Below are 19,524 nucleotides of genomic sequence, written 5' to 3' on the forward strand. Positions count from 1 at the left end.
ATAAAAAATCGCTAAATAAAATCAAACAACCCTCCACCACTTCTCAAAATTTTGCTCTCCACCCAACCCAAAAGTCTCTCCAATTTGAGGAGTTAAAATTGAAACGTTTTCTTTTTCCGCTTCTAAAACTGCTCTTTCAATTGGTTCTATCCAGCTATGTGTGGAAAGGGCAAATTTAGCCCAATGGACAGGCATCAAAACTTTTGCCTTTAACAATTTACTCGCTTTTACGGTTTCTTCTGGTGTCATGTGAATTTTAGGCCAGTATTTGCCGTACTGTCCGCATTCTAAAATGGCTAAATCAAAAGGTCCGTATTCGTTTCCTATCTTTTCAAAATGGGTATCAAAGCCAGAATCTCCACCTAAATACAAGTTGTAATTTTCGGTTTTTAAGGCAAAAGAACTCCATAAAGAAATTGCTCTTTTAAATTTTCTGCCGGAAAAATGTCTTGCTGGTAAACAGGTAAAATTAAAATTTTCAATTGAGGCAGATTCATCCCAATTTAAACTGGTTAGCTGATTTTCTGTTGCTCCCCATAATTTTAAATGGACATCAATGCCTTTAGAAGTAATGATTTGTTTTGTTTTTGGTAAGATGTCTTTAAAAAATTGATAATCAAGATGGTCATAATGGTCATGTGAAATCACTAAAATATCAATTTCAGGGAAGTCATTAGCAGTATATTCATCACTCATTTTAAAAGGTTTTCCCATTAATGAAACTGGAGAAGCTCTGTTAAAAACTGGGTCAATTAATATTTTTTTCCCTTCGATGTAAATCAAATAAGAAGAATGCCCAAACCAGATTATTTTTGGCTCATTGCCTGGGTTAAAATTGATTAAATCAGTTTTAATAATTGGGATGATATTTTTGGGTACGTTATCTTTTGGTTTATTTATCCACTCCTTCAATATCTTAATGAAAGAACCATCCGGCGACATTACTTCTGTTAAAGATTGATTGTAAAAGACGCCATCTTTATAGTTAGGATATTTTAGAAATTGCTCCGATTTAGGTTCTGCGCCAAATACAGACGAATTTAAAAATGTGAGTATAAAAAAGGCAATAATTGCAATTGCTAAGCTGATATATATCACCATTATATTCCTGCGTCTTTAGATACACCACCAGAAATTCCTTCTACCCAATCGCTATCTGACTTTCCGTTTGCCAAAGCGCTCATTAAACGATTGTAAACCAAACTTAATAAAGGAGCTGGCATATTTACATCTAATGCCATTTTAGTAGCTAATCTTGCATCTTTGAAGCCCAACTCGCTTTTAAAGCCAACCGGTTCATACTGTTTTTTTGCGATTAACGTACCATAATTTTTATAAATGGGTGCATTGAAAACGGTTTCACCAAAAAATTCGGCAACCTTTTCTCTATCCAAACCTTGCTTTTCTGCCAAGGTAAAGGCTTCTGCCATGGTTTCCATAGATGCCATAATCATAAAGTTACCAGCCAATTTCACCACATTTGCAGCGCCGGGTTCTTCCCCAAAATCATAAACTCCCTGACTCAAAATCTCTAAAATTGGTTTTACCTTTTCTTTGATAATTTTATCGCCAGAAGTACAAATAAAAAGCTTAGCAATTGCAGCAGCATTTGGTCGCCCAAAAACGGGAGCAGTTACATAATGTGTTCCCTTTTCCTGGTGTAATTCATAAAGTTCACGACTAGTTTCTGGCGCAATGGTGCTCATGCTAATATGTATGGCGTCCTTTTTCATGATCTGTAAAAACCCCGTTTTGCTGGAAGTCACCTCTTTTAAAGCCTCATCTTCAGCAAGCATCGTAATAATGATATCTGCATCTTCAGCCGTTTCGATTACAGTTTGAAACTGCTCAAAATCGCCTTCCAATTCTTGAGATTTAGATGCGGTTCTGATAAAAACATTTAATTTATAACCTGCGTTAATTAAATTTTGGGCCATTCCAATGCCCATGTTTCCTAATCCTATAAATGCTATTTTGTTCATTTTTTTGTTTTTGCGACTAATTAAATTTTTGTTTTTGCCACTAATGCACTAATATTCACTAATGCTTATATTTTTTTTTATTTCACTAATCTAAATCGATAGGTTTTATATGCTAATTCGTGGCTTAATTTTTTGCTACTAATGGCACTAATTTTCACTAATGGTTATATAGTTTTTATATCACTAATTTAAATCTATAAGTTTTATTAGAGTTAATTCGTGTATTCTTGGCTAATTTCTTCTTTACTAATGCTAATTTTTAATAAACTATTCTTTTATACTCCAACCTGTCTTTTCCAAAGTTTATTAATAATACTAATTGATGTCCAGATGCTTTAAGATAATTTATAGTTTGAGAAATATGTTCGTTAATAATAGAATTACAAGATTTAATTTCTAATACGATTTTATCCATTACCACAAAATCAGCATAAAATTTATGTTTTAATTGAATACCTCTAAAATAAATATCGTATTTAACTTCTCTTTCACAAAACATTTCATCCTGATTAAAAGGAATTTCTAAAGCATCTTTATAAACTATTTCAGAAAATCCATGACCTAAAGCATTATGAACTTCCATACACTTACCAATAATCTCAAAAGCTTCCGTTTTATAAATTAACTCAATACTCATTTATTAAATTTAGGCTTATAATTTCAATAAATATCAACTCCTAAAAGTGAAATTTTAAACCAACGCATAAGGTTTAGTTCAATTCGTCACAAAAAATATCAACCCAGATTAGTGAAATTTTTTAACATATTCAGATTTGTTTTAATTAGTGCCATTCGTGGCAAAAAAAAATTCAGCTTAATGAAATTCTTTTAAAACATTCAGATTAGTTTTAATTAGTGCCATTAATGGCAAAAAACTCAGATTAGTGAAATTCTTTTAAAACATTCAGATTAGTTTTAATTAGTGCCATTAGTGGCAAAAAAACAAAGATTCTAATTTATATAATCCCTATCCTCATCACTCAAATCATTTTTCTTTTTCATGTCAACATAATCATCATCAGCAGAATTTATATTTCCATTCGAGGTATTAGTTTCTAAAACAACTTCTTTGTTCTTTCTTTTAGGTCTTGCTACAATCACACCAATTATAAACCCAAAAACAGTTACAATTAACATCATGATAAGCTTGGAAACGTAGATCTCTTTCCAAAGTAGTGTAAACATTACCTGATCCGTGTTTTGCATAAATATTACGGTAATTAATACCGCAAGAACAATGATTACAATGGTTTTAAAACTCATGATTTAAAGGTTAAAATTTAAAATTAATTCAAATATTGGGCTTTTTGTATTTTGATGATTTGGTATAGCAATTTTACCGCCTAAATCAAAATTAGGCAAATAAAACCTTAGTAGATTCATATCGGCTCTCAACTCGGCTCCATAAGTTCTTAACCCGCTTCCTTTTCCGATGTTTTCAAAATCAGCAAAAAAACCGCCTTTGATTCTTTTCACATAGGCTAAAGGTCCAATTTCCCAATCAGGATAAGCAATTGGGAAACGATAATCAACTAAAAAAGTATTCGATAAATCTCTAATTCCTGCTAAGTTCGCATAACCACTCGCCCTGGGTAAATCTATAGTGAATTGATAAACACCAGAATTTTTTTGCCAATTGAAACTTGTACTTAAACTGTGGTTATTGGCAAATCCTGGAAAGTAAAACAAAGATTTAAAAACTAAATTATTTCCTCTTAAAGCCCTTTCAAATGGTAAATGTTCATAAGCTAAATTAATATTTTGTCCCCATCTAGGCGCTAAATCTCTTTCAGAAGTTCTGGTATTTAAACCCAAAGACAAATTGTATTTTAAAGGAAAATTAATGCTTTTAATAAAGTTTGTGGGTATGTAGGTGAGATCATATCTATCGCTATAATAAGTTTCTATGGCAAAAGCCGAGTAAAAATTTTTGTTTAACCAATTGGCGGCAAAAGGTAAATTTATGTTTAGTGAAGTATAATTCTCTCTAAAATTAAATGGTACTATCTGAACAAGAGGTCCGGCAAATTGTTGAGCGTAAGCTAATCTTGCTCTGTTTTCATAATTAATAGAAATCTGTGGATAATATTTTAGATAACTGATTGAAGCCCTATACTCACTTTTGCCAAGTGCATTGTTGTAACGATAGCCAAAAGAACTTGCAACAGTATTCAATTTATTATTAGAAACTAAATCCAAACCATAGTTATTATTATCTGTCAAGTCATTAGCTTCATTTATAATTCTTGCACTATGAAAGTAAAAAAGATGATCAACTTCTTTATATTTTTTGCTTGGATATTCAATATTAGGGATGGAATCGAAAACATTTGGCTTATTTTCCTGAGCTACAACTGGGGCAAAATAATTAACGAATGTGTTTGCTTGGGTAAAAGGCTTAAATGTATCAGAAGCTTTTAAATCAATTGAATTAGCATCATAGCCTTTTGACTTATAATTATTAAACAGCAAAATTTCCAATTCTTCATTTACCGAAGGATTGTAAGCTCCAAATTGTGCATTTGTAATTTGATTGATTTTTTTATCATCTAAATTGAGCGAGTAAATATTATCAATCCCGTTGTAATGTGCTTTGTAAATTATTTTATTTTGATAAAAAACAGGTCTGGAAATGATTTGAGTGACTTGAGGAAGCAAAACTTCTTGTTTATAATTTTGATATAATATCAAAGTTTTACCAGCTTCATTAACAGCAGTAACAATAATTTTTTCTCCTGTTTTATCAAAACCAGGAGTTTGTAAAGTAAAGTTTTGAGGGTTTGGATAAGTTTTTATAATCTCGCCTGTTTCTGTACTTATCTCTATCAAATTAAAGATATTTTCTGCAGTTACATTAACGGCAATAATTCTTTCGCCATCAGGCGATAATGAAGGAGAGAATAATCTGGTTTTATGAGTAAGCTGTTTATAGGTATTTGTAGAGAGGTTATAAGTGCAAATTACATTGAAAGAACGTTGTCCAAATCTGCTGTCAGAACGATACTCATCCCAAGTGATTATACCATTTTTATAGTTCAAATTTGGTTCTGTTTGATAGCCTATTTTAATGATATTTTTTTCGTTTTTTTCTTTATCAATGATGATGATTTTCGAGGCTTCAACCTTTGATGTTTTGATACAAATAACCTCACCATTTTCAGTTAAAAATGGAAGTAGATAAGAGGTCGGAATTTTACCAATTTCTTTATTTAACGAACTGTAATTTTCAGGCTCTAATTTTTGAATTTGACCTTTCCAAAGTGAATCCATTTCGGTCATGGTTTGGAAGTAAAGTTGATGAGTTCCGATGCCTCCAAACTTTTTTAAAGAGGAGCTAAAATTATAAGGGCGGATTGGAAAATTTTTAATACGCTCTAAAATTTTATCTAAAATTTGAGGGCCATAATCTCTTCTTATTTTGGTGGTCATAAAATAACCTAAAGGATAATAACCAGGAGTGTAATCTTTAAAAGAACCCAGATAATTTTTAGAGTAGCTAAAGCGATTTTTTGAAAGTTCGTTAGCCCTTAAAACAAGTTCAAAATTTGGCTGTCTTCCCCGGCCGGCGTGGGTAAGTTCGGTCTCAATTCCTACAGCATCTCCTTCAAAATACCAGGGCGGTAAATTAATCCCAAACAGTGCTAATTTCAATTCTTCAAAAAGTGGAGCAGTTAAATTTGGAGCCAGCTTATCAAACTGAACAACATGTCTTAATTCATGGACCGCTAAACTGTTCAGCCAATCTTGTGCGTCAAATTCCTGACCAGGGATAGTGTAAAATTCTGTTCTTCTTGGCGCCATCTGAACAAAGGCATTTGATATCACTCCCTGGGTTTGTAAAATGACAGATATAGGCTTTGGTAAATGACCTAGACTTTTAGCCACATCAGGTATAATAGTAGTTAATACATTTGCCATTCTTTGCGCTTCCTTCTCAAATAGGGTAGGGTAGATGATTTGAAATTGAGGAGTGTTGATTTGCTTAAATTTTACACTAGGTGGATTTTGTGAAGCATCAAAAATTTGAGAAAAACAGGATTGTGAAGTGGTTATTGATATGATAATACATAAGTATCTGAAAATTAGTTTTTTAAACGAAATATTAATATTACACATAAAGCATTGCTAAAAATTTTAGTTTATCTAAATATTTAAAAATCAAATTAACTGATTTATTAAATTAAGTAGAATTTATAAATAACTGATTTTCAATTGTATTATTAAAATTTAATGATGTTGATGATCTTTGATATCTTGAGTTTTTACACACTTAAATCATTGATAATATCAATCTACAATAAGATTTAAACAGTGTTAAATATAATTATTATTTTCAAATTAAAATCACACTAAGCAAGCTAAAAAGAGGTAGATAATTTATAAATTTAAAATAGAGATTTTGATATTTTGTATACAAATAACCATTATCAGGATTTAAATTATTAAGAAAATAGGCGTTATTTCTCTATTAATATATTAGAATTCTTAAGATATTATATTAGGTATTAAGCAGAGTTAATTTAATAATTAGGCACTGTAAAACTATTATTAAAATAGTGCTTAGTGTATTTTTTTTAAAATACTATATATGCTTAGAGCCTAAAAAATTCGAAATTTCTATATGTTTTTATATTTTATGTCGTAAATTTTTAAGTAATTAGTAAATACAAAAAGGGATTTTTGTATGCCATTTGGCTAAATTTTATAAAAAGTTAGCCATCATAATTAAAGACTATCAGGTAATTTTGAGGAAGATTTTGATTAAACCAAAGGAGTTATTTTGGTGATTTTCCTGTTTTCAATCTTTTTCTTTACAACAGGAAATAAGAAGATTGCTCCTAAAATAACGGCTGCTCCAAGATAAAATCCATTGGTCATTTTCTCAACTTTTCCGAAAATAATCAAGGCTAAAACAATAGCATAAACGGGTTCTAAATTGGTGATTAATGCAACTCTAAAAGCACTTAATTCTTTCATGACAGATACACCTGCAACATAAGCAACCGATGTGCAGATTGTTCCTAAAATCAATAAATATATTAGATCTAACGGAATCAATTTCATAGAAGAATTGAATCCTCCGATGATGAAAAGATAAATACTTATCCAAAAAAAAGCACCCAATAATTCGTAAAAACTGATGATGGTAGCCGGTCTGTTTTTAGCTTGTTTAGCATTAATAATAGAGAATAAACTGGCACACAAAGCACTTGATAAACCCATAATAATACCTACTTTATATTGGGTCTCAAATTTAAAAATAAGGTAAATCCCGAAGATGATTAATACCCCCACAATTACCTCCAGTTTGGAGATTTTTGTCTTGTTTAAGATAGGTTCTAATATGGCAGTAAATAGGGTTAATGATGAGAGACAAACCATCGCTACGGAAACCGTAGAATTCTTAATTGCTCCAAAGAATAGTATCCAGTGCAAACCTACAATTGCACCAGTAAAAAACAGTTTTAAAAACACATTTCTACTGATCTTAATATCCTTTTTTGTCCATTTAAAATAAATGAATAGAGAGACAAAAGCGATCAAAACTCGGTACCAAACCAGGTGAGTTTCGTTGATGGTGATTAGAGCGCCAAGAATACCAGTAAATCCCCATACAATAACTGTTAGGTGCAGAATGAGCAAGTTGCTCTTAAGATTTAATTTCATTTATTTAGGGGCTTTAATCGCTAAAATAACTCCAATGGTACCAAAGATAAGGTTGGGAATAATAACAGCAATGATTGGTGGTAAACCGCCCTTTAAGGCAAATACATTAGAAAATTGTATCAAGAGGATGTATAAGAAGCTTAAACCAATTCCAATTCCTAAAGGTAAACCAACACCACCACGCACTTTTCTAGAGGATAAAGCAACACCTATAAGTGTTAGAACATAAGTGGAGAATGGGTAAGTCCAACGCTTATATTTCTCTAACTCTAAATTTACCATAATGCCAGAACCTCTTATCTTCTCTTTTTCAATTTTCTCGTTCAACTCCCTGTAATTCATTGCCGAGTAAATATTATCTCTAAGGTCGAAATCAATGGGACGCATATCTAAAGTAGTATCTTTTTCAGTTCCACTAACCATATTTTCCTTTAATCCATTTACATATCTAATGGTATAATTATAAATTTTCCATTTTTTACCTACAGAATCCCATGAAATCCTGTCAGCCATTAATTTCGACTTTAATTCATCCTTCTCAAAACTTTCTAAAGAGAACCTATAACCTGTATTAGACCTATTTTCAAAGGATTCCATGTAAACATAGGTAGAGTTATCTAATTTTATATGGACATTAGTTCTGGAGGTATTGCTATCTTTTAAATAGGTATTGGTAAAATTTGTCATCAACCGATTAGTCTCTGGAATAACCAATTGATTAAAAATCATGCTGGTAATAAATATTAAGGTAGAAGCAATAAAATAAGGTCTTAAAAACCGATTGAAGCTGGCTTTTCCACATAAAATAGGCACAATCTCAGTTTGATCTGCCATTTTTGCTGTAAAAAAAATAACAGCTATAAAGTTGATTAAGGGAGATAAAAAGTTTAAATAAAATGGAATAAAACCACCGTAATATTGAAAAATGATTTGACTTTGAGTGGCACTGCCTTTTAAAAAATCATCTAACTTTTCTGATATATCAAAAACAACAGAAATTACCGTAAAAATAGCCAAGGTAAAAATATAAGTACCTAAGTATTTCTTGATTATATACCAATCAATTATTTTAATATATCGGTCTAAAAATTTCATTTATTCAGAAAAAACCAAATTACAATTTAACACCTAAAACCTGTACCATTTTATTTTTCCAGTCGTAAAAATCACCATTTATTATTTTCTCTCTGGCTTGGCCTACTAACCAAACGTAAAAGTGTAAATTATGTAAAGAGGCAATTTGAGCTCCTAATATCTCTTTAGAATGTATTAAATGCCTTAAATACGCCTTAGAATAATTCAAATCAGAGAAAAGATCACTTTCTGCATCTATTGGAGAAAAATCATTTTTCCATTTTTCATTTTTGATGTTAATGATGCCATTTCTTGTAAAAAGCATTCCGTTTCTACCATTTCTTGTAGGCATTACACAATCAAACATATCAATTCCCAAAGCAATGTTTTCTAATAAATTAATTGGCGTACCAACGCCCATTAAATATCTTGGTTTTTCTTCTGGTAAAATATTACAAACCACTTCCGTCATGGCATACATTTCTTCTGCTGGTTCGCCTACGGAAAGTCCGCCAATGGCATTTCCTTGTTGATTTTGTGCTGCAATAAATTCGGCAGATTTAATTCTTAAATCTTTATAAACAGAACCTTGTACAATTGGAAATAAAGTTTGCGAATATCCATAGTGAGGTACGGTTTCATCAAAACGTTTGATACAACGTTTTAACCACCTGTGCGTCATATCAATGGAGCGTCTTGCGTAATGATAATCGCATGGATAAGGCGTACATTCATCAAAAGCCATAATGATATCTGCACCAATAACCCTTTGAATATCCATCACATTTTCAGGAGTAAACAAATGTTTAGAACCATCAATATGGGATTTAAATGTTACTCCTTCTTCCTTAATTTTTCTTACTTCGGTTAAAGAATAGACTTGATAACCGCCACTATCTGTTAAAATTGGTTTATCCCAGCCATTAAATTTATGTAATCCACCTGCTAGTTTTATAGTTTCTAAACCCGGGCGTAAATATAAATGATAAGTATTTCCTAATATAATTTGAGCTTTGATATCCTCAGCCAATTCACGCTGATGCACCGCTTTAACAGTTGCTGCAGTACCTACGGGCATAAAAATTGGAGTTTGTATTTTCCCGTGATCCGTTGTGATTTCGCCCGCCCTCGCTTTAGAATGAGGGTCTTTTTTTGCTAACTTAAACTCCATTTAAAATAAAAATTCTTTGAGGGTGCAAAATTAACAAAATTTGGGTAACGGGGGACATCCTGCAACATAAGCTAGATAAATGCAGTTGTTGATTAAAAATTTTATTGGACAGAATTCTTTGTTATGGGTTCAGATAAATATTAATATTTTTATTTGGATATTATTTAAAAGGATATTCTAAATTAATCGGGTTTTTGGCTAAATCTTATTATTTCGATTTAAAATGATTCTTGAATTCTTTATTTGATCAAAGTCTTTTAAAAATTTCTTATCAATATAAAATGAATTATTAAAAATTTCATTTTTGATATTGTCTTTTGACATCTCCCTTTTTAACGCTTTAAAGCTTTCTTCAATTTTTAATTCTATTGTTTCTATTAATTTTATTACAAGCTTTTCAAGTAATTCAAGGTTGTAATTGAAACTTTGAAATTCTAAAGAAGATAAATATAAACTACTTTTGCTTGATTCGTCAAAACTAAACATCAAATGAGATTTTGAATAAATCTCTGATCCAGCATGCGCAATTTGAGTATTCCTAATTTCAATTAATTTATTGTGAAGCGTTTTAAGTTCATTGTCAAATTTATTAACAATATCATGTTCTAAAACCACACGTCTCTTTTTCGCTTCTGAGAAACATTTTCCATACAAAATTGAAATATGGCTTGATAATGCTTCCTTAAGTAAATCAGATAATAGGTTATTAGTTTTTAATTCTTTAGCTGATGACAAAACGACTTTCATATCCTCTCTAATTAAAAGATATCCTAAGTGTTGTTTTGCAATCTCATGATTAAAGAGTGACTTATCAGTTTCTAAGTCAAAATTTGTAAATTCTAAATCCAAAATTACATGACGTCTCTCTGGATTTAGAATTTTTATAACTGATCCATTATTCAAAAGTGTGTACTTACCCTTCATTATTCAATAGTTTAGTGTAATTTTTAATTTAAGTTTATAAAACTTCAAATCTTATAAACATAAACATTAATATTTCTACTAATATCTTCAATTCTTAACATTTACTTTACCATAACCGTTTGAAATTCATACACCTATTCCTTACCTTTGCAGCTCACTAAAATAAATAACTATGTCATCAGTAGTGATATAGTTAACTATTAAATACTACCAAAAACCTATTCACAACCATTAAAAAACCTCTTTAAAGCCTTCATTAAAAGATTACACATTTATAAATATTTGCTATTATTTAAAAAATGTTTGCACATGTGTGTGCACATGCTTATATTTGGGTATGGCAAGTGTATATTTATTTTTAGATAAGCGTAGGGTTTTAGCGAACGGCAATTTTAAAATCAGGTTAAGGGTTACCGAAAACAGAAAATCAATTTATTTCACCACAAATTATTCTGTTCCTAATTACACTAAAAAAGGCAAGGTTGATGAAACCTTTGAAGCTATACAAAGTGGCAAGAATTTAACATCTGAATTTAAAGCAGCAAGTAAAGATTTAAAACTAGAATTGAGCAGAGCCTACGAAATCATAAAAGAATTAGAGCCGTTCAGTTTTAAGGCATTTAAAACAAGGTTTAGCGCAAAGGGCAATAGAAATGATATTATTGATCTGTTAAAATGTAAATCAGTTGAGTTACTGGCAAAAAATCAAATATCTAGTTCAAATCTTTATAAACAAGCTTCGCAAATGTTTTTAGATTATGCTCAATCTGTTCTAAATACAAATGAAATTCTTACAAAGAATGTAAACTCAAAGCTTTTAAAAGATGTTGAGACGTGGGCAAATAATAAAGAATACAAAAAATTAAGCCTAACAACCATAGGCATGTACATGGTGCGAACTAAGGCAGTTATCAACGAAATAATTAAAACATCAGAATTTAGCAAAGCGAAATATCCATTTGGCAAAAAAGATGATGGTCTGTACTCTATACCAAAATCAAAAAACTCAAAAAGACCGTTAACTATCGAAGAGATAATGCAGGTTTATAATTTTGATGCAACATCAGAAACTCAAAAGTTTGCAAAAGATATATTTCTGTTTTCTTATTTGGCAAGCGGCATGAACCTAGCGGATATTTTCAAGCTTAAATTTTCAAACTTTGATAAAGATAGATTTACTTTCATTAGGCAAAAAACAGCCCACAAAAAAAGCGACTTAATAACTGTATTGCTTAATGAAGATTTAAAAGCGATCATTGATAGGCACTCGCAAAGGGTAATAGGTAACGATTATGTTTTTAATGTGCTTAATCCCGGCATGAATAAAATAGAAGCTAACAAGGCTTTAAGATGTGCAGTTACGAGTATTAACCAAGCTTTAAAGATTATCGCTAAGAAATTAGATATACCTCAAACTATTTCTACTTATTACGCAAGACATTCATTCTCAAATATCTTAATGCAAAGTGAAGCACCTTTGGCATTTATAAGTCAAAGTTAGGACATTCGGATTTAGGCACTACTCAAATTTATCTTAGTCAATTCACTAAAGACAGTGAAGAACGTTACACAGCTAAACTTTTAAAGAAAGCTTAAGCCATGCAAAAGACTAATGAATTAATATTTATACTAAAACATTTTATTTTTGGTTACCAAGATGGATTAATCTCATTTAAAGAGTATAATCCAAACCTTGCATGTGATCTTAATACTGAACTTGATTTTAGATTAAAATCTTATAAAAGCTTGTTAAAAACACATTCCATAGATAAATTAGATAGTTTATTGAGAGATGTAATTAACGAGATTGAAAATATTGATGTAAATAATCAAGAATTAAGAAAGCGAATAGCCGGTAAATTTCGTTTTATATTTTCGCATAAAACATTTAATCAACTTAATGGGATAGAATCGAATGAAACCGAAATTGATCTCGATAGTGATTTAAGTTTGGTTTTCTTACAAGTTGATGGATTTATAAACAAAGTGAAAATCAATTTAAATAGATTACTCAATGAATTAAATCATTTTTTTGATAGTGTTCCATTAATAACCGAACCCCAAAGATTAAGAATTGAGCTAAGTAAATACGGATTTATGGAGCTAGATAAAGTCAATAATTTTAAAAACAAAAATAAAATATTTGAACTTTTAGCTATTAGAAATTGCTCATTACAGATTGCAACACTTCAATATTTTGATTTTATTCAGCATGTAAATTTAAAATTTGCAAAAGGTGTATCAAAAGAACTAGCTAATATCATTAGTGAAATTATGAAACTAGAAAAAACAGATGTTTTAAATAACATTAATGCCTTAAATTCTGGCTCTAAAGTAGAAAGAACTAGATATAAATCGAGAGAATATTTAATGAAAATAGATAATCATATAATTGATGGCTAAATAAGTTTTTGCCATTAAATGCCATTTTTACCATTGTGTTAATCAAATAATAACACAATGGAAACTATAGTAAATCATTCAAATGCACCGCTTTACTTGGGCAAAATTCTTGATGAAATTAGGGAACTAAGAAACGAGATTGCACAGATACCAGCCGTAAAAACCGCATCACTCCCAAAGTACGTTAACATCAACGAGGGTGCAAAGATTGTCAGTAAAAGCCCGAACGCTTTAAGGGTTCAAATCTCACTAGGCAATCTAAAATCAATTAAAAAAGGAAGTAGACATTATTTCGAGAGAGAGTATTTAGAAAACTGGATTTCTGGGAAACTAGATAATGATAAGTTTTTTGATAAAAAGAAGGGAGTAACCAAACCATGATTACTCCAAACAATCCAAACCAAAAAATCAACAATCCCAAAGGTAGCGAAAACAAAGCCGTTTACAAAGCTTTGCTAATCTCAAAGAAGCCGCTAACAAGGCGACAATTTAATGAGCTTTCAGGCTTAGAAATTGGAAATTTGTGCCGTTGCTTGCATGACTTAGTTTACAAGTCTAAAACGCTACAGATAGCAAAATATGCACCATGTGGCACAACTGGCAAAACTGTACAGCATTTCTATTTCTCTGATAGCCTAAAACTAAAACGGAATGACTAAGAGATACAGCGCACCACCTGCAGTTGTTTGGCTTAGAAATATTACCAATCAAAAGACTTTAGAAGATAGAACCTCACAGGGGATTACTAAGTGTGTAATGCTTTATGTTAACCACATAGGCGGTTTCTGTTCTGAAATTGATAACAGGGGTTTTTTTAATAAAGAGCTTAACAGGTTTGTGCCGTCCAAAATTAAAAATGGGTTTCCAGATGTGGTAGCCTGTTTAAGCGGACGCTTTATTGGAATTGAGGTCAAGAGTGGGAAGGATACAATGAGACAGGCACAATATGAGATTTGTATCGAGATTGAACAAGCCAAAGGGCGGTATTTTATAGCAAAGGACTTTCAGGGCTTTTATGAGTGGATACAGGTTTTAAAGAAAGGGGCTAACAATGGCAAATGATAAAAACATTAGTTATTTTAATTTCCCTATAGAAATAATCAAAGATGCAATTGATGATATTCATAAAACCTGCGATAATATTATTTCATATTCTATTTATAATCTCTTTTTAAAGTTAGAGTTTGGGGATGATGAAGTCAAGATTAAACATGTTTTTGATTATTTGGGTATTAATAATCCAAACTGGAAATCATCACTTGAAAGAGCTAAAGAACTGTTTTCTGAAATCAATAACCACAGGGTAAAAACTGGCATCAAAAGAGATTTAGCATTTGAGTTTAGGGATCAATTTAAAAGTGATTTTGATATAGCCCTTTTTGTTGCTTATTGCGCCCTTAGAAGCATACTTGGTAGTAAACCCTATCATAAGTGTGGGAATGATTTTCTATTAGCTAGAATGGCAGGATTTGCCAAGGTTGATGAATTAGATGAAGGTATACCGGATAGAATCAAAAAATATTCAAATCGGTATCAATTAGACAAGATCAAAAAAGAATTAGAAAGAAGCTGGGGGCTTAAATATTACAGTCAACAAACTAGAGGTTTTTATTTCTCATTTGATATATCATTTGAATCATTAGTAATGCAAGCTGAATTAAAACGAAAAAAATATTTAGACAAAAAAGCTAATGAAGAAAGGATGCAAATTATTAAAAGTGTAAAGCAAAATTTAAAATAAGCACCTATAGTAAGGGATTTTTAAGCACCTATAGTAAGACATCAAAAATAGACAGCTATAGTAAGGAAATTTAAAACAGCACAACAACTTAACAGCAATGACATCAACACAAAGTAAGCAGCTATAGAAATATCTTTTAGTAATATCTTTTAGTAATATCTATTAGAAATATCTTTTAGGGGAGTGTTTATTTTTTTTTCAAAGAATTGAGACAGTAGATACAAACCTTAAAAAGAAAAGAAAAAAAGCCCGCCGAAAAAAAGAAAAAGAAAATTAATTATTAACACTTAAAAAAGCAGATCATGACAACAAAAGAAAGAATCAAAAAATTGAATGAAGAAATCGAAGCAATGAAAGAAAATTTAACCGAGCTTCAAGACCAGGAGAGATTGGAAAGCCAAAAGCCGGCAACAGATGAAGAGGTAGAAGCTGTTTTTGACAACCTATAAAGCAACCATTAATTAATAAATGAAATATGCCATTAGGTAATAAATGTAACATCAAAAGAAAATTTTAAAATGAGAAAATCAGTAGTAAAAATGAACGAGCCTAAAACATTATCACAGGACTTAATAACTTATAACGCAATACTAAGCGATTACAGCCTATTTAGTCCAATACTTGACAAAGTAGTAGAGGACTATGAGAAATTAGGTCTAGGGGCTTTAAATGCTCAAGTATGGGATAAGATTAAGTATTCAAACACCGATTGCTTAGAAAGAGAGTATTTGAAGACCTTGAACGATCAGCTGGATAGTGCTGGCATAAGGTCTGACAGTATGCGAAAAATCAATTTAAAAGATTGGCAGCTACCATTAATTGAATTAGGAAATTTAATAGATCAATTACATCGTGTTTATGTTGACAAATTAAATATCAATAGGTTGCGTTTAGACTTAACGCAAATCAGTTTTATAGATGGTAAATTTGAGATAAGTGAAGAAACTAAAACCGAAATATTGTTAGGCTTAACGGTATCATTAAACAGCCCTACAGAAAGGTTAATCTATGAGCGTTTAATTAAGACTGCAAAAGCCATGACAGATACCTATGAGCTTGCAAGGGAGATAGGTTTTATAGATCGCAGCGGATGGAAGGATGTTAAAATTAACTACGTTAATCATCTTATAAAGCAAACAGAAAACGGGTTTGAAGTAGATAATAATATGTTAAGATGGCAATTAGATGTAATGCAAAGAAATAGTCAAAAAATAATTTAAAATAATTTAAAAAAGTTAAGTGCTAGTTATCAAAAAGTTAAGCCCCGAAAAATCCAAATTATACGGTAACAGTATATTAACTATTTGTTTATCAATATGTTATGTTTTATATTTGTTCAACAAACAACTAAAAACAGCATTATGAGACTTATAAAAAAAGAGAAAGCATTATTAAACGGGTTTATTGATAGAGGTGCTAAAACTATAAAAGAACAAGGTATTGTTAGGACTTTCAAACATTCAAAGGTAGTTCAAACATTAACAGGTCTTAGATATTGTATAATATTGAACACCGAAACTGGCGAAAGGTTGCTTTTAGAACGTAACGGTAATTACAATAAATTTTATAATGTACCTAAAACTAGTATTCTTTTAGACTTATTAGGATAAATAATTAAAAGCTGGGCGCAAAGCTTACAAATCGGGCGCAACCTTTTTTTATTCTCCTCAAATTTAGGGCGTATATTTCTGTAACGGCTTAAGCTTAATGCAATATTTACAATATGAAACGGGGGTTTGATAACTTCATCAAATGACAATTTAAACACCCCAAAATTGGTGTATTTAAAACCCTCAATGATTTAAATAGGCAAAAAACAGCCCATTTAAAATATACGGTAATTGAATAAAATTATACAGTAACCGTATAAAAATATAAACTATCAAAGTTTTAAATATCAAAACAAAGTCTTGATGTTCTTGAAAACCATGTTCCACGATTATCACCGCCATTCTTAACTTCCACTAAATCAGTCAGTAGGCATATTAGCCTACTGCTTAAATTAGTGATAAGCATATTAGCCTATTAGGAAATTATCCAAAGTGAGAAATCACACTTTGACATGTATATCGGAATTCCGTTATGATAAAAACCATGTGTGAGAAAATCACATACATGGTTTAAAAGACTTTATCCGAAATATCAGAAAAACTACAACAGCTCGACATTCAAATCGAACCCTAGAAATGATAAGAAATATCCGAAATAACCGAACCCTATAAAAAGGGATAGGATTTTTAAAAAAAAAATAGCCTTAACAAATGCTAAGGCTATTAAATCTATTTTTTACTACCAGTCCAAGTACCGCTAAAACCTAGAGATGTGTTAGACCACGTTCCAGTTGCGGTTGTTGATGACATTTGCCCTGTAAATGTTGATCCTGAACTAGAACTGCCAGCGGTTGCGGTAAACTGTCCACTATTGGAAACTGAACCCTTAACATCAAAACTTTGACTGTAAGGAGTAGAGGTGGTATTTCCCGAAATAGAACCAGTTGAACTTACAACTATTGAAAATACGCCCCTATCATTGTTACCTGAATAAGTACCGATCCAATTTCCCTGATAAACAGATGTGCTGGTGGTGTCATCTTTCTTTGAACAGCTAAATAAGGTTAAAACCAAACAAGCTAATAATGTAATGGATAAAATTTTCTTCATGATTATTTGTGATTTAGAGTTATAAAGTTCAATTTATATTAATAATCAATAAAAAAGAAAACAATTTTAATTTAATTACTTTTGTATCTATAAATGATTAGAGAGGGGGCAAAGTGTTTGCACATTTATGTGCGCATACCTCTAAAAACTACTCATAACTAATTGATTTACAAATAAATAAAAACAAAAACTATGTCATCAGTAGAGACAACTTACGTACCTTACAAAGTGAAGGACATTTCCCTTGCAGAATGGGGAAGAAAAGAAATTGAATTAGCCGAAGCAGAAATGCCAGGTTTAATGGCACTTAGAGCAGAGTTTGGCGAAAGTCAACCGCTTAAAGGAGCTAGAATTGCAGGATGTTTACACATGACTATTCAAACCGCGGTTTTAATTGAAACGTTAACTGCATTAGGAGCTGATGTTACTTGGTCATCATGTAATATTTTTTCAACACAAGATCATGCTGCTGCTGCAATTGCTGCTGCTGGAGTTCCTGTTTATGCTTGGAAAGGCTTAAACGAAGAGGAATTTGATTGGTGTATTGAGCAAACTTTATTCTTCGGTGAAAACCGTGAGCCATTAAACATGATTTTAGATGATGGTGGCGATTTAACCAACATGGTTTTAGACAGATACCCAGAGTTAGCTGCTGGTATTAAAGGAATCTCTGAAGAAACTACAACTGGCGTTCTTCGCTTACACGATCGTGTTAAAAAAGGAACTTTACCAATGCCTGCAATCAACATTAATGATTCGGTTACTAAATCTAAATTTGATAACAAATACGGATGTCGTGAGTCTTTAGTTGATGCAATTCGTAGAGCAACTGACGTAATGATGGCTGGAAAAGTAGCTGTTGTTTGTGGTTACGGCGATGTTGGTAAAGGTTCTGCAGAATCTTTAGCTAGAGCAGGAGTTAGGGTTATTGTTACTGAAATTGATCCAATTTGTGCTTTACAAGCTGCTATGGAAGGTTATGAAGTAAAGAAATTAAATACTGCTATTAAAGAAGCTGACATTGTAGTTACGGCAACTGGTAATAAAGACATTGTTAGAGGCGAGCATTTTGAGGCTTTAAAAGACAAAGCTATCGTTTGTAACATTGGTCACTTTGATAACGAGATTGATATGGCGTGGTTAAACAAAACTCACGGTGCGTCTAAAATAGAAATTAAACCTCAGGTTGATAAATATACAATCAACGGAAGCGATGTAATCGTTTTAGCAGAAGGTAGATTAGTAAACTTAGGTTGTGCAACCGGTCACCCATCTTTTGTAATGTCTAACTCTTTCACAAACCAAACTTTAGCACAAATGGAGCTTTGGTCTAATTCTGGCGCTTACGAAAACCAAGTTTACGTATTGCCAAAAACTTTAGATGAGAAAGTTGCCCGTTTACATTTAGCTAAAATTGGTGTAGAATTAGAAGAATTAAGAAACGATCAAGCAGAATACATTGGTGTAACTGTAGAAGGTCCTTTTAAATCTGATTCTTACCGTTACTAATTTTTAGAAATAAGAAGCTAGAATTAAGATTCAAGACCGTTCTGATTTATTTCAGAGCGGTTTTTTTGTTTTAGAAAAGCAAGGCTTGTGGTCAATTATTTCCGATAGTCCGGCTGTCCACACTCGCTTTTTTAAAACTTTTTTCAAAAGCTTTAAAAAGAGCTCTAACAAATGCTTCCATCCGGTTTATTTAACATCCTTTAACGTTATTAATATTATTTTATATTTATCTTGATATTCATATCGTGAATGTAAGAAATGAAAAAAATACGCTTGCTATTTAATTTTTATAAAGGCTTTTTCTTAGCACCATTATTAATATCCATAGCAAGCTCAGCCTTATTATTTGTTTGGGGAATGGAAGCCTTCACCATGATTTTTTGGTATAAAATT

20 protein-coding genes are annotated in these 19,524 nt (G+C 31.3%); 10 read left to right on the forward strand and 10 right to left on the reverse strand.

The features are described 5' to 3' along the window. Nucleotides 1-21: 21 nt before the first annotated feature. The 9 genes from A5893_RS03420 to A5893_RS03460 form a co-directional block, all read right to left on the reverse strand. Nucleotides 22-1,101, reverse strand: coding sequence for an MBL fold metallo-hydrolase (locus A5893_RS03420; protein WP_068821130.1), 1,080 nt, complete (start codon nt 1,099-1,101; stop codon nt 22-24). Next, nucleotides 1,101-1,982: an NAD(P)-dependent oxidoreductase gene (locus tag A5893_RS03425; RefSeq protein ID WP_068821131.1), complete on the reverse strand. Its 882-nt coding sequence runs from the start codon at nt 1,980-1,982 to the stop codon at nt 1,101-1,103. The genes A5893_RS03420 and A5893_RS03425 overlap by 1 nt, the downstream gene beginning before the upstream one ends. A 259-nt stretch (nt 1,983-2,241) precedes the next feature. Continuing rightward, nucleotides 2,242-2,619, reverse strand: a complete 378-nt coding sequence (locus tag A5893_RS03430; protein ID WP_068821132.1) for a GxxExxY protein — start codon at nt 2,617-2,619, stop codon at nt 2,242-2,244. 314 nt (nt 2,620-2,933) lie between these two features. Next, nucleotides 2,934-3,245, reverse strand: a complete 312-nt coding sequence (locus A5893_RS03435) for a hypothetical protein (protein WP_068821133.1) — start codon at nt 3,243-3,245, stop codon at nt 2,934-2,936. 3 nt (nt 3,246-3,248) lie between these two features. Then, nucleotides 3,249-6,098 carry a TolB-like translocation protein gene (locus tag A5893_RS03440; protein WP_068821134.1) on the reverse strand — a complete coding sequence of 950 codons (2,850 nt, stop codon included), beginning with the start codon at nt 6,096-6,098 and terminating at the stop codon, nt 3,249-3,251. A gap of 645 nt (nt 6,099-6,743) precedes the next feature. Then, nucleotides 6,744-7,649: a DMT family transporter gene (locus A5893_RS03445; RefSeq protein ID WP_068821135.1), complete on the reverse strand. Its 906-nt coding sequence runs from the start codon at nt 7,647-7,649 to the stop codon at nt 6,744-6,746. Beyond that, entirely contained in the window at nt 7,650-8,744 is a 1,095-nt protein-coding gene (locus tag A5893_RS03450) for an LptF/LptG family permease (protein ID WP_198342250.1), read from the reverse strand. A gap of 19 nt (nt 8,745-8,763) precedes the next feature. After that, nucleotides 8,764-9,894 (reverse strand): tRNA guanosine(34) transglycosylase Tgt, encoded by a 1,131-nt coding sequence (tgt, locus tag A5893_RS03455; protein WP_068821136.1) that lies wholly within the window; start codon nt 9,892-9,894, stop codon nt 8,764-8,766. Between the two features lie 198 nt (nt 9,895-10,092). Further along, nucleotides 10,093-10,818, reverse strand: a complete 726-nt coding sequence (locus A5893_RS03460) for a hypothetical protein (protein WP_068821137.1) — start codon at nt 10,816-10,818, stop codon at nt 10,093-10,095. Nucleotides 10,819-11,155: 337 nt separating this feature from the next. Between A5893_RS03460 and A5893_RS03465 the strand changes: the two genes are divergently transcribed. The 9 genes from A5893_RS03465 (at nt 11,156) to A5893_RS03500 (ending at nt 16,572) form a co-directional block, all read left to right on the forward strand. Further along, nucleotides 11,156-12,319 (forward strand): tyrosine-type recombinase/integrase, encoded by a 1,164-nt coding sequence (locus tag A5893_RS03465; protein WP_068821138.1) that lies wholly within the window; start codon nt 11,156-11,158, stop codon nt 12,317-12,319. A 98-nt stretch (nt 12,320-12,417) separates the two neighbouring features. After that, nucleotides 12,418-13,221 (forward strand): hypothetical protein, encoded by an 804-nt coding sequence (locus A5893_RS03470; protein ID WP_068821139.1) that lies wholly within the window; start codon nt 12,418-12,420, stop codon nt 13,219-13,221. A gap of 57 nt (nt 13,222-13,278) precedes the next feature. Continuing rightward, nucleotides 13,279-13,602, forward strand: a complete 324-nt coding sequence (locus A5893_RS03475) for a MerR family transcriptional regulator (protein WP_068821140.1) — start codon at nt 13,279-13,281, stop codon at nt 13,600-13,602. Further along, a complete protein-coding gene (locus tag A5893_RS03480) occupies nt 13,599-13,880 on the forward strand; it encodes a hypothetical protein (protein ID WP_068821141.1) in 282 nt (93 codons plus the stop codon). The genes A5893_RS03475 and A5893_RS03480 overlap by 4 nt, the downstream gene beginning before the upstream one ends. Next, entirely contained in the window at nt 13,873-14,283 is a 411-nt protein-coding gene (locus A5893_RS03485; protein ID WP_068821142.1) for a hypothetical protein, read from the forward strand. Before A5893_RS03480 ends, A5893_RS03485 begins: the two co-directional genes overlap by 8 nt. After that, nucleotides 14,273-14,962 (forward strand): hypothetical protein, encoded by a 690-nt coding sequence (locus tag A5893_RS03490; protein ID WP_068821143.1) that lies wholly within the window; start codon nt 14,273-14,275, stop codon nt 14,960-14,962. The genes A5893_RS03485 and A5893_RS03490 overlap by 11 nt, the downstream gene beginning before the upstream one ends. Before the next feature lie 302 nt (nt 14,963-15,264). Then, entirely contained in the window at nt 15,265-15,411 is a 147-nt protein-coding gene (locus A5893_RS17620) for a hypothetical protein (RefSeq protein WP_157687397.1), read from the forward strand. 69 nt (nt 15,412-15,480) lie between these two features. Continuing rightward, nucleotides 15,481-16,182, forward strand: a complete 702-nt coding sequence (locus A5893_RS03495) for a hypothetical protein (RefSeq protein ID WP_068821144.1) — start codon at nt 15,481-15,483, stop codon at nt 16,180-16,182. A gap of 141 nt (nt 16,183-16,323) precedes the next feature. Next, complete coding sequence (locus tag A5893_RS03500; RefSeq protein WP_157687400.1) at nt 16,324-16,572, forward strand: hypothetical protein; 249 nt, start codon at nt 16,324-16,326, stop codon at nt 16,570-16,572. Nucleotides 16,573-17,241: 669 nt separating this feature from the next. Here A5893_RS03500 and A5893_RS03505 read toward each other — a convergent pair. Then, on the reverse strand, nt 17,242-17,622 hold the full coding sequence (locus A5893_RS03505; RefSeq protein ID WP_068821146.1) for a hypothetical protein: 381 nt from the start codon (nt 17,620-17,622) through the stop codon (nt 17,242-17,244). A 192-nt stretch (nt 17,623-17,814) separates the two neighbouring features. On the opposite strand from A5893_RS03505, the gene ahcY reads away from it, so the two are divergent. After that, nucleotides 17,815-19,131 carry an adenosylhomocysteinase gene (gene ahcY / locus A5893_RS03510; RefSeq protein ID WP_068821147.1) on the forward strand — a complete coding sequence of 439 codons (1,317 nt, stop codon included), beginning with the start codon at nt 17,815-17,817 and terminating at the stop codon, nt 19,129-19,131. Nucleotides 19,132-19,524 lie beyond the last annotated feature (393 nt).

Origin of the sequence: Pedobacter psychrophilus (assembly GCF_001652725.1) — a bacterium.
GTDB lineage: Bacteria > Bacteroidota > Bacteroidia > Sphingobacteriales > Sphingobacteriaceae > Pseudopedobacter > Pseudopedobacter psychrophilus.